General features: G+C 53.4%; 4 protein-coding genes. All 4 read left to right on the forward strand.

The window, feature by feature from the left end; genetic code table 11:
* The first annotated feature begins 485 nt into the window (after nucleotides 1-485).
* Nucleotides 486-5036: a glutamate synthase large subunit gene (gene gltB / locus VPR01S_RS12385; RefSeq protein WP_021705679.1), complete on the forward strand. Its 4551-nt coding sequence runs from the start codon at nucleotides 486-488 to the stop codon at nucleotides 5034-5036.
* The gene (locus VPR01S_RS12390; RefSeq protein ID WP_021705680.1) at nucleotides 5036-6505 is read left to right on the forward strand and encodes a glutamate synthase subunit beta; all 1470 of its coding nucleotides are present in this window, start codon (nucleotides 5036-5038) and stop codon (nucleotides 6503-6505) included. Before gltB (VPR01S_RS12385) ends, VPR01S_RS12390 begins: the two co-directional genes overlap by 1 nt.
* Before the next feature lie 405 nt (nucleotides 6506-6910).
* Nucleotides 6911-11374, forward strand: a complete 4464-nt coding sequence (gene gltB / locus VPR01S_RS12395) for a glutamate synthase large subunit (protein WP_021705681.1) — start codon at nucleotides 6911-6913, stop codon at nucleotides 11372-11374.
* A gap of 21 nt (nucleotides 11375-11395) precedes the next feature.
* Nucleotides 11396-12808 carry an FAD-dependent oxidoreductase gene (locus VPR01S_RS12400; protein ID WP_021705682.1) on the forward strand — a complete coding sequence of 471 codons (1413 nt, stop codon included), beginning with the start codon at nucleotides 11396-11398 and terminating at the stop codon, nucleotides 12806-12808.
* Nucleotides 12809-12857: the final 49 nt, after the last annotated feature.

Here is a 12857-nt window from a genome sequence, read left to right on the forward strand (position 1 = left end):
ATTACACAAATGCAAAAGAAAACCACTCATCTTAGAGTGTTTAAAACAAGCACACCCTGGTAGAAATCAATAAACATGCACTTTCCAAAGCCAAATTTGATTATTGTTGCGCATTTGTTAATTTAAAAATTCATTACGGCGTATGAAAAACCATCAAACAGGCTTCAGTTTTGATTGCCAAGGCCCGTCACAAAATTGTAGGATAATTACGTTTTGTGCTTTTTTTTGTATTTTTAATTACACAATCAAACGCAGAAAATCGGTGTTATTCGTCCCCCTCCGATATAAATCACTGAAAAAGTGACACTCAAAATACGGATATCACCAAGGAATGTTTTTCTCGCAACATATCTTCAGCGAGAGACGGAATGGACTCGGAGTTGCCACCTTGGCGGACTCAGAATCAAAAAATAAAGGAACAGACGTACAGACTGAGTGAACGGCTCAGTATTGTCGCGTCTCCACTAAACTGGAAGGATGTATCTATGGTAGATAGAGAGCAGAAATCACAAGGCCTCTACACTCCAGAACTGGAGCATGACGCGTGTGGTATCGGTTTTGTCGCTCATCTGAAAAACCGCAAATCGCACGAAGTCGTCACTCAGGCACTGGATATGCTGGCACGGATGGAGCACCGCGGTGGTCAGGGCTGTGACCCTTGCAGCGGCGACGGTGCGGGCATTTTATTGCAGAAACCCCATGAATTCCTATTAGAAGAAGCCGTCAAGCTGGGCATCAAACTGCCTTCTTTCGAGCGGTATGGCGTGGGCGTCGTGCTGTTCCCGAAAGACGAATACCAACGCGAACAATGTCGCGACATTTTGGAACGCAATGCCAAACGACTGGATTTGGAAATCATCGGTTACCGGGTTCTGCCGACCGACAACACTATGATCGGCGCGGATCCGCTCAGTACCGAACCTCAGTTCGAGCATGTGTTTGTCACCGGCGGACCGGGCACTTCGCCACAAGAGCTGGAACGCAAATTATACGTCCTGCGTAACTACACCGTACGAGTCTGTCTGGAAAGCGTGTCGAACATTGGCGACGGATTCTACATCAATTCGATGTCGTACAAGACTCTGGTCTACAAAGGTCAGTTGACCACAGAGCAGGTCCCACAGTATTTCCTCGATCTGCAAAACCCGACCATGGTGACAGCGCTGGCATTGGTTCACTCTCGCTTCTCTACCAATACCTTCCCGAAATGGCGCCTGGCACAGCCTTTCCGTTACATTGCCCACAACGGTGAAATCAACACTGTGCGCGGTAATCTCAACTGGATGAAAGCGCGCGAGGCGATCCTCGAATCGGAGCTGTTCAGCCAGGCCGAGATCGACATGTTGCTGCCGATCTGTCAGGAAGGCAGCTCAGATTCATCCAACTTCGATATGGCACTGGAGCTCCTGGTACTGTCTGGTCGTAGCCTGCCACACGCTCTGATGATGTTGATCCCAGAAGCCTGGCAAGAAAACAAAACCATGGATCCTAAGCGTCGTGCGTTCTACCAGTACCACGCCAATATTATGGAACCGTGGGATGGCCCGGCTTCCGTCTGTTTCACCGACGGCGTTCAAGTGGGGGCCACCCTCGACCGTAACGGTCTGCGCCCGTCTCGCTACACCGTGACCAAAGATAACTTCCTGGTAATGGCATCTGAATCTGGCGTGGTGGACATTGCTCCTGAGAACGTGGAATTTCGTGGTCGCCTGCAGCCCGGACGTATCTTCGTTGCCGATTTAGAGCAAGGTCGCATCATTTCTGACGAAGAAGTGAAAGACACCATCGCCACCGCTCAGCCATACGAGCAGTGGGTAGCTGAGAACCTGCTGAACCTGCACAAGCTCCCCGATGCGAGCAACCAGTTCAGCCAACCGTCTCCGGAGCGGCTGCTTCACCGCCAACAAGCGTTTGGGGTCAGCAGCGAAGAAGTCAACGAACTGATTGTGCCGATGGCTCAAGACGGCAAAGAGCCGCTCTCTGCCATGGGCGCGGACTGGCCGCTGGCGGTGCTGTCGCATCAGTCTCAGCATCTGTCTAACTACTTTAAGCAGCTGTTTGCTCAGGTCACCAACCCGCCGATCGATCCAATCCGCGAGCGCATGGTGATGTCGCTCAACACTTACTTAGGGAAAGACCAAAACCTGCTGACGGAAACACCGCTTCACTGTCAGAAAGTTGAGCTGGAATCGCCGGTGCTGGCAAACTCTGAGCTGGAGAAACTGCGTGCAATCGACAACGAGCATCTGCAAGCCAAAACACTGGATATCGTCTTTCAGGCCAGCGAAGATCAAGGCAAACTTGAGCGGGCGCTCAAACGCATCTGCCAATACGCAGAAGACGCAGTAATTGATGGTTACTCCATCATCTTGCTGACCGACCGTGCCGTGAACTCAAACCACGCCGCAATCCCAGCCATGCTGGCGGTCGGTGCGGTGCATCACCACCTGATCCGCAAAGGCCTGCGTGCGAAGTGTGACATTGTGGTCGAAACCGGTGACGCCCGTGAAACGCACCACTTTGCTACTCTGATTGGTTACGGCGCCAATGCCGTGAACCCTTACTTGGTGATTGAAACCATCATAGATCTGCAACGCACGAAAAAGTTAGATCCAGACGCGAACCCACGCGATCTGTTCAATAACTATCGCAAAGCGATCAATGGCGGCCTGTTGAAGATCTTCTCGAAGATGGGCATCTCTACCCTGCAGTCGTACCACGGCGCGCAAATCTTCGAAGCCTTGGGCATCCACAAATCGGTGGTCGACAAATACTTCACAGGCACAGTTTCTCGTATCCAGGGGCTCACTCTGGACGACATCGCCAAAGAAGTGCTGATCCGTCACCGCATCGGCTACCCTCAACGCGAAATCCCAATTCAAATGCTCGACGTGGGTGGGGTTTACCAATGGAAACAACGTGGTGAAAAGCACCTGTTCAATCCAGAAACGATTTCTCTGTTGCAACAATCAACACGTAACAAAGATTACGCTCAGTTCAAACAGTACGCGAGCGCCGTCGATAAACAAGGCGACAACGCAGTAACGCTCCGTAGCCAACTTGAGTTCATCAAAAACCCAGCCAGCGCTGTCTCTATCGACGAAGTAGAGCCTATTGAGAGCATCGTCAAACGCTTTGCCACCGGTGCGATGTCATTCGGTTCGATCTCTTATGAAGCGCACTCCACACTAGCGGTTGCGATGAACCGCCTCGGCGCTAAGTCGAACTCAGGTGAAGGTGGTGAAGATCCGATGCGCTTTGAGCGCAAAGACAATGGTGACTGGGAACGCTCAGCCATTAAACAGGTGGCGTCAGGCCGTTTCGGTGTGACCTCTTACTACCTCACCAATGCCGATGAGCTGCAAATCAAAATGGCGCAAGGCGCGAAACCTGGTGAAGGTGGTCAGCTGCCTGGCGATAAAGTCGATGATTGGATCGGCGCGACGCGTCACTCAACGCCGGGAGTCGGTCTCATCTCACCTCCGCCGCACCACGATATCTATTCCATCGAAGATTTGGCTCAGTTGATCTACGACTTGAAAAACGCTAACCGTGCCGGTCGCGTTAACGTGAAACTGGTGTCGGAAGCCGGTGTTGGTACTATCGCTTCCGGTGTCGCGAAAGCCAAAGCCGACGTCGTGCTGATCGCAGGTTTCGACGGCGGTACCGGCGCGTCACCCATGTCTTCCATTCGCCATACCGGCCTTCCTTGGGAACTCGGCTTGGCAGAAACCCACCAGACGCTGCTGAAAAACGGCCTGCGTAACCGTATCGTCGTTCAGGCGGATGGTCAGATGAAAACCCCGCGCGACCTGGCAGTCGCTACCCTGCTCGGTGCAGAGGAATGGGGGGTCGCCACCGCCGCATTGGTGGTTGAAGGTTGTATCATGATGCGTAAGTGTCATAAAAACACCTGCCCGGTTGGTATCGCCACACAGAACAAAACGCTGCGCGAGCGCTTTGATGGCCGCGTCGAAGATGTGGTGACTTTCTTCCAGTATATGGCGCAAGGTCTGCGTGAAATCATGGCGGAGCTGGGTTTCCGCACTATCGACGAAATGGTCGGCCAGGGCCAGAAACTGAAAGTTCGCCAAGACGTTTCGCACTGGAAATACCAAAACCTCGATCTGTCTCCTGTTCTTCACATTGAGCAGCCACGTGAATCAGACGGTATCCACAACCAAACGCAGCAGAACCACAACCTTGAAGCTGTGCTAGACCGTAAGCTGATTCAGGCCGCAATTCCAGCGCTAGAAAAAGGCCAGGCAGTGGATGCAGAGTTCCCTATCGTTAACACTGACCGTTCTGTCGGTACCATGCTGTCGAACGAAATTTCAAAAGTATACAAAGACCAAGGGCTGCCTCAACCGATGACGGTGAAGTTCAAAGGCTCAGCCGGTCAGTCCTTCGGTGCCTTCCTGGCGAAAGGTGTTCAGTTCGACGTCGAAGGCGATGCGAACGACTACTGGGGTAAAGGGTTGTCTGGCGGTACCTTAGTACTCTACCCAGATGCGAACTCTAGCATTGTGGCCGAAGACAACATCGTAGTGGGTAACGTCTGTTTCTACGGCGCGACCTCAGGTGAATCGTTTATTCGCGGCATGGCGGGGGAACGTTTCTGTGTGCGTAACTCGGGTGCCAAAGTCGTGGTTGAAGGGGTCGGAGATCACGGCTGTGAATACATGACGGGCGGCGCAGCGATCATTCTGGGCTCAACGGGTCGTAACTTCGCTGCCGGTATGAGTGGCGGTGTCGCTTACGTATGGGATAAGTCCGGCGACTTTGAGTCGAAACTGAACCCAGAACTGGTGGACCTGGATCCTATTGAGCAAGAAGATCGCGAACTCTTACTCAACATGCTCACCAAGCATGTTGAATTCACAGGAAGTGAAGTCGCTCAGTCTTTCCTGGACAACTTTGAAGCCAGCCTGGCTTCGTTAGTAAAAGTGATGCCGCGCGACTATAAAGCGGTACTGCAAAAGCGGAAAGCTGAAGCGCAGTCTCAAGGAAATGCAACTCAAGCGGAGGCCGTGTAATGGGTAAGCCTACTGGATTTTTAGAGCATGGTCGTGAACTGCCACAGAAGATCGACCCGCAAGAACGCATCAAGAATAACAAAGAGTTTGTTCTCAACGAGGAGTTTGGTAACAAAATCAACACTCAGGCTTCTCGCTGTATGGATTGTGGTGTGCCGTTTTGTCATAACGGCTGCCCGATTGGCAACATCATTCCGGAATTTAACGATGCGGTGTATCGTGATAGCTGGGAAGAAGCCTGGAACATTCTCAGCTCCACCAACAACTTCCCGGAGTTTACCGGTCGAGTGTGTCCGGCGCCGTGTGAAAGTGCGTGTGTCCTCGGGATCAACCAGGATCCCATCACCATCTGTAACATCGAGAAAACCATCGTTGAAACGGCGTATCGTGAAGGGTACGCCAAACCGAAAACGCCACGTTCTCGCACAGGTAAAACCGTAGCAATCATCGGCTCTGGCCCGGCGGGCCTGGCCGCCGCTGAGCAGCTAAACAGCGCAGGCCATACGGTGACGGTATTTGAACGTGATGAAAAAGTGGGCGGCTTACTGCGTTTTGGGATCCCTGATTTCAAACTGGGTATGGACGTGATTGATCGTAAAATCAACTTAATGGCAGAAGCTGGCGTTGAGTTTAAAGTCAATCAACACGTGGGTGTCGATATTAACGCCCAGCAACTGCGTCAGGAATACGATGTGGTGCTACTGACCGGCGGGTCAACCGTTCCTCGTGATCTTCCTGTGCCGGGACGCGAGCTAAAAGGCGTGTACTTTGCGATGCAGTTCCTCGGACAAAATAATCGCCGCGCGAACAACATGGCTCTCAAAGGGGAAGAGATTCACGCCGCAGGGAAACACGTTGTTGTCATCGGTGGTGGTGATACGGGATCTGACTGTGTGGGTACGTCAAATCGTCACGGTGCCGCTAGCGTTACTCAGGTTGAAATCATGCCGATTCCACCGGAGAAACGTCCAACCAATATGCCCTGGCCACAATACCCGATGATCCTGCGCACCTCGACCTCTCATGAAGAAGGCGTCGATCGTCACTGGAATATCCTGACCAAAGCCTTCATCGGTAACGACAAAGGTGAAGTCACAGGTCTGCGCCTGGCCGACATCGTCTGGGAAGAGGCAAAACCCGGTGAGCGCCCCAGCTTTAAAGAAGTGGAAGGCAGCGAACGCGTGATCCCTTGTGACATGGCTTTCCTGGCCATGGGCTTTTTGCATCCGGAACCTACCGGTGTGCTGGCTCAACTGGATATCGCGCTCGATGATCGCGGTAATGTGGCCACGCTAGATTTTGCCACCAACCAAGAAGGCGTCTTCGCCGCAGGTGATATGCGCACAGGTCAGTCTCTGGTCGTACGCTGTATTAATGAAGGTCGTGAATGCGCGCGCGCCATTGACACTTACCTGATGGGCACCAGCAACCTGGAGGCAAGAGCCGATTCCCTGATGCTGTCCGCCTAACCACCATCGCCGGGTGATTGGATAAACAGCATGCTTATCCATGAAACCCCGGCGTTACAACGATTCCTTCCAAACATTTTTATTTGACCAGCATCACATGCTGGTCTTTTTTATTCCGACCACTCAAATATGTTGCAAAAATGTAACAATCAAAAATCTATCCTATTGATATAAAAGGGGTTATATGGTGATTTACGTGGTAAAAGCGTCGTCAGCGCGATTTTTCACTAAAAACTTGACCTTTTTCACAACAAGCTATAGGTTGTGAATTCGGTGAAAAGAAAAACACCCAATCTTGTTAAGTTTTAACGACGTTTTTATTGCATAAAAAAACAAATACAACAATTTAGATGCATAGTTAGTCATTTCTCTGCCAGGATGGCAGGAAGCAAAGGGAGAATTGCAATGGCTCTATATGATCCAAGTCTTGAAAAAGACAACTGTGGATTTGGCTTGATCGCACACATGGAAGGTGAAACAAGCCATAAGCTGGTTCGTACCGCAATCTCAGCACTTGATCGCATGACCCACCGGGGCGGTATCGCCGCTGACGGAAAGACCGGTGATGGTTGTGGCCTTCTGTTACAAAAACCCGACTCCTACTTACGCCTTATCGCCGAAGAGCACCAGTTTAAACTGGGTAAGCAGTACGCGATTGGTATGATTTTCTTCAGTCAGGATCCGGTGAAAGCCCAGTCTGCCAAAGACATCATCAATAAAGAACTGGCTCAGGAAACCCTGACCGTGTCAGGCTGGCGCGAAGTGCCGACCAATCCCGACGTACTCGGTCCTATCGCCGTCAACTCACTGCCCGATATCCAACAGGTATTTATCTCCGCGCCGGCCGGTTGGCGTGAACGCGACATTGAACGTCGCTTGTACATTGCCCGTCGCCGGATTGAAAAACAGCTGACCGATGACCGTGATTTCTATATCTGTAGCCTGTCAACACAAGTGATGGTCTACAAAGGCCTGTGCATGCCAGCTGACCTGCCCCGTTTCTATCTGGATCTGGCGGATCTGCGTATGGAGTCGGCCATCTGTTTGTTCCACCAGCGCTTTTCAACCAATACGCAGCCTCGTTGGCCGCTGGCTCAGCCGTTCCGCTATCTAGCGCACAACGGGGAAATCAACACCATTGAAGGCAACCGCCAGTGGGCTCGTGCCCGGGCGTACAAGTTTGCTTCCCCGCTGCTGCCGGACTTGCAGACCGCGGCCCCGTTTGTCAATGAAACGGGCTCAGATTCATCCAGCCTGGACAACATGCTTGATCTGTTCCTCGCTGGCGGGATGGACATCTTCCGCGCAATGCGCATGCTCGTGCCGCCCGCGTGGCAAAACCACCCGGATATGGATGCCGATCTGCGCGCCTTCTACGATTTTAACTCCAAACACATGGAACCCTGGGATGGCCCGGCGGGTATCGTACTGTCTGATGGCCGCTATGCCGCCTGTAATCTCGACCGCAACGGCCTGCGCCCGGCGCGCTACGTGATCACCAAAGACAAACTGATCACCCTCGCCTCTGAAGTGGGCATCTGGGATTACGCGCCAGACGAAGTAGCGGAAAAAGGCCGCGTCGGTCCGGGCGAACTGCTGGTTGTGGATACCCGTAAAGGCAAACTGTGGCAATCCAGTGAAATCGATAACGACCTCAAAGGTCGCCACCCCTACCGCGAGTGGATGGAAAACAACGTTCACAAACTGACTCCGTTTGCCGCTCTCCCGGACGATCAGGTCGGCGAACGCAGCTTTGACGAAAATCGGCTCAAAACCTATCAGAAGCAGTTTGCCATGACCAATGAGGAAGTGGATCAAGTGTTGCGCGTGTTGGGAGACATGAGCCAGGAGGCGGTCGGCTCTATGGGCGACGATACGCCCATGGCCGTGCTGTCGTCCAAAGAGCGGCTGGTAACGGACTATTTTCGTCAGAAGTTCGCTCAGGTGACGAACCCGCCGATCGACCCGCTGCGGGAAAAACACGTCATGTCACTGGCAACTAGTATCGGTCAGGAGATGAACGTGTTTTGCGAGACGGATGGTCACGCCTATCGGGTGACCTTCGACTCCCCAGTGCTGCTGTACTCAGACATGCAACAACTGCTGGAACTGAGTGACAAGCATTACCGCAATACCATCCTCGACATCAATTACGATCCGCAGCAAAAAGACCTGAAGCAGGCGCTGCTGGATGTGTGTGATGAAGCCGAGCAGGTGGTTCGTGACGGCACGGTACTGGTGGTACTGTCGGACCGTGCACTGGTTAAAGGTAAATTGCCAATCCCGGCGGCGATGGCGGTTGGCGCTGTTCAGACACGTCTGGTTGAAGCCAACCTGCGCTGTGATGCCAACATCATCATCGAAACCGCTTCCGCGCGCGACCCTCATCAATTTGCCGTTCTGCTCGGTTTCGGCGCTACCGCAGTCTATCCGTACCTAGCTTATGAAGCGCTGGGCAAAGTGATCGATGACGGCGCGATCGACAAAAGCTATCGCGACGTGATGCAAAATTATCAGTACGGCATCAATAAAGGCCTGTATAAGATCATGTCCAAGATGGGCATTTCGACCATTGCTTCCTATCGCTGCTCGCAGCTGTTCGAAGCCGTCGGCCTGCATCGGGATGTGGTCGACCTCTGTTTCCGCGGCGTCACCACTCGTATCCAGGGGGCAAACTTCGAAGATTTTCAGCAGGACCTGTTCAACCTGTCACGGAAAGCCTGGGCGAAGCGCAAATCGATTGATCACGGCGGACTGTTGAAGTACGTCCATGGCGGCGAATATCACGCCTACAACCCGGACGTGGTCGGTACACTGCAAACGGCGGTTAAAACCGGTCAAGCAACGGATTACCAGAGTTTTGCTAAGCAGGTGAACCAGCGTCCGGTCGCGATGCTGCGTGACCTGATGCAATTGAAAAAAGCAGCGCAGCCACTGCCGCTGACGCAAATTGAACCTGTGACAGATCTATGCAAACGCTTTGATTCAGCAGCGATGTCGATCGGCGCACTCAGCCCGGAAGCGCATGAAGCGCTGGCGACCGCGATGAACCGCCTCGGCGGTTATTCAAACTCAGGCGAAGGCGGCGAAGATCCCCGCCGTTTCGGCACCGAACGCAACTCGCGCATCAAGCAGGTGGCCTCTGGCCGATTTGGTGTGACGCCTCACTATCTGACCAATGCGGACGTACTGCAAATCAAAGTGGCGCAAGGAGCCAAACCCGGCGAAGGTGGTCAGTTGCCCGGGCATAAAGTCACGGCAGAAATCGCCAAGCTGCGTTACTCGGTGCAAGGGGTGACGTTAATCTCTCCTCCTCCGCATCACGATATTTACTCGATTGAAGATTTAGCTCAGCTGATCTTCGATCTGAAGCAAGTGAACCCGAAGGCGCTGGTGTCGGTGAAACTGGTCTCCGAACCCGGGGTTGGCACAATAGCAACCGGTGTTGCCAAAGCGTACGCCGATTTGATAACTATCTCGGGTTACGACGGCGGCACCGCAGCCAGTCCGTTAACCTCAGTAAAATACGCCGGTAGCCCTTGGGAACTGGGCCTGGCTGAAACCCAACAAGCGCTGGTTGCCAATGGTCTGCGCCACAAAATCCGCTTGCAGGTTGACGGTGGCCTGAAAACCGGATTAGACGTCGTCAAAGCCGCCATTCTGGGTGCTGAGAGCTTTGGGTTTGGTACCGCCCCTATGGTAGCGATGGGCTGTAAGTTCCTACGTATCTGTCACCTGAACAACTGTGCGACCGGGGTCGCGACTCAAGACGAGACACTGCGCAAAGAGTACTTCAAAGGCTTGCCGGAAATGGTCATCAACTATTTCACCGGACTGGCCGAGGAAGTGCGCGGATTGCTCGCGGAACTGGGGGTGGAAAAGCTGACGGATCTGATTGGCCGCACCGACTTACTGCAAGCGGTAGAAGGCATGACCGCCAAACAGAGCAAACTGGATTTGTCCGGTATTCTGGAAGCGCCGGCCTCCGCCGAGGGGCATCCCCTGTTCTGGACCGAGCCGAACGCACCATTCGACAAAGCCATCCTCAACCAGAGAATTGTTGACGATGCCATGGCGGCGATTGAAGCGCAGCACTCAGCCAGCTTCTACTACGACGTGATCAATACCGATCGCTCAGTCGGAGCGCGCGTGTCGGGCGAAATCGCTCAACGTTATGGCAACCAGGGCATGGCGGCCACCCCGATCAAGATCCACCTTAACGGAACCGCAGGTCAGTCGTTCGGTGTATGGAACGCCGGTGGCGTGGAACTGTACCTGACTGGCGACGCCAATGACTATGTCGGTAAAGGCATGGCTGGCGGTAAAGTGGTGATCAAGCCACACCTTGGCACGGCCTTCCAGTGCAACGAAGCGACCATCATCGGCAACACCTGTCTGTATGGCGCAACCGGCGGTAAATTGTTTGCGGCGGGTAAGGCCGGTGAGCGTTTCGGAGTCCGCAATTCAGGCACTATCGCAGTGATTGAAGGAGCCGGTGACAACGCGTGCGAATACATGACTGGCGGTATTGTCGCTATCCTGGGAGCCACCGGAGTGAACTTCGGCGCGGGTATGACGGGGGGATTTGCGTACGTACTGGACGAAAATGACGACTTTGCCGGCCGGGTCAATAATGAATCGGTCGAAGCGCTGTCACTGGCGGATCTGTATATCCATCAGGAGCACCTGCGCGGACTGATTGCCGAGCATCTGGAAGAGACCGGTTCAGTGCACGCTGAACGTATCCTGGCAGACTTTGACGAATGGATTCCGAAGTTCTACCTGGTGAAACCGCAAGCTGCGGATCTCAATACCCTGCTCGGCCACCAGAGCCGCAGCGCCGCAGAACTGCGCGTTCAAGCACAATAAGAATTGGAAGGAGCCAGATTTATGAGCCAGAACGTATACCAATTTATCGATGTTCAACGCGTGGACCCTGCGAAGAAGCCGATCAAGACACGCAAGATAGAATTTGTTGAAATTTATGAACCGTTTACCAAACAGCAGGCCACCGCTCAGGCGGATCGCTGTCTGGATTGCGGTAATCCGTATTGTGAATGGAAATGCCCGGTTCACAACTACATTCCTCAATGGCTGAAACTGGCCAATGAGGGCCGCATCCTCGAGGCAGTCGAGTTGTCTCACCAGACAAACAGTCTGCCGGAAGTGTGTGGTCGTGTATGCCCACAGGATCGTTTGTGCGAAGGGTCCTGTACCCTGAATGACGATTTCGGCGCGGTCACCATCGGCAATATTGAAAAATACATCACCGACAAAGCGTTCGAGATGGGCTGGAAACCGGACATGTCCAACGTGGAGTGGACCGACAAGAAAGTCGCCATCATTGGCGCCGGCCCTGCCGGTCTGGCCGCGGCAGACGTGTTGGTGCGCAATGGTGTCAAACCTGTGGTGTTCGATCGCTATCCGGAAATCGGTGGCTTGCTGACCTTTGGTATCCCATCGTTCAAACTGGAAAAAGGGGTGATGGAAAATCGCCGTCGCGTTTTCAGTGAAATGGGCGTGGAGTTCCGCCTCAACGTTGAAGTCGGAAAGGATGTCCAGATGCAAGAACTGCTGGACGAGTACGATGCGGTGTTCCTTGGCGTCGGTACCTATCAATACATGCGTGCCGGTTTAGACAACGAAAACGCTCCGGGCGTCTACGACGCTCTGCCGTTTCTGATTTCCAACACGTATAAAGTGATGGAACTGACCCACGATCAGCCGTTTATCGACATGGCCGGCAAAAGTGTGGTGGTTTTGGGTGGCGGTGATACTGCGATGGACTGCGTGCGCACCTCGGTTCGTCAGGGCGCATCCAAAGTCGTCTGTGCGTATCGCCGGGACGAGGCCAATATGCCGGGCTCGCGCCGAGAAGTGAAAAACGCCAAAGAAGAAGGCGTCAAGTTCATGTTCAACTTGCAACCACTCGGCATTGAAGTCGATGCCAGCGGCCAGGTGTGCGGTGTAAAAGTCGTCAAAACCGCGCTGGGTGAACCCGATGCCGCCGGGCGCCGCCGTCCTGAACCGGTCGAAGGCAGTGAGCACGTGCTCAAAGCAGACGCAGTGATCATGGCTTTTGGTTTCCAGCCGCACCAGATGGCGTGGTTAGAACCATTCGACGTCGCGCTGGATCAGTGGGGACGCATCAAAACCTCCACGCAACAGACGTTTCAATATCAGACCAGCAATCCGAAGATTTTTGCCGGTGGGGATGCGGTCCGCGGCTCCGATCTGGTGGTCACGGCAATTGATGAAGGGCGTAAGGCCGCCGATGGCATCCTCGACTACCTGGAAATCTGAGTAAATAAACGCACAAAAGGATCCACTCTGTGGATCCTTTTTCATTTCT

The sequence above is a fragment of the Vibrio proteolyticus NBRC 13287 genome, from assembly GCF_000467125.1.
Taxonomy (GTDB): domain Bacteria; phylum Pseudomonadota; class Gammaproteobacteria; order Enterobacterales; family Vibrionaceae; genus Vibrio; species Vibrio proteolyticus.

Coding starts and splice junctions, on each gene's coding strand:
- gltB (WP_021705681.1), top strand. CDS start 6,911: ATGGCTCTATATGATCCAAGTCTTGAAAAAGACAACTGTGGATTTGGC.
- VPR01S_RS12400 (WP_021705682.1), top strand. CDS start 11,396: ATGAGCCAGAACGTATACCAATTTATCGATGTTCAACGCGTGGACCCT.
- gltB (WP_021705679.1), top strand. CDS start 486: ATGGTAGATAGAGAGCAGAAATCACAAGGCCTCTACACTCCAGAACTG.
- VPR01S_RS12390 (WP_021705680.1), top strand. CDS start 5,036: ATGGGTAAGCCTACTGGATTTTTAGAGCATGGTCGTGAACTGCCACAG.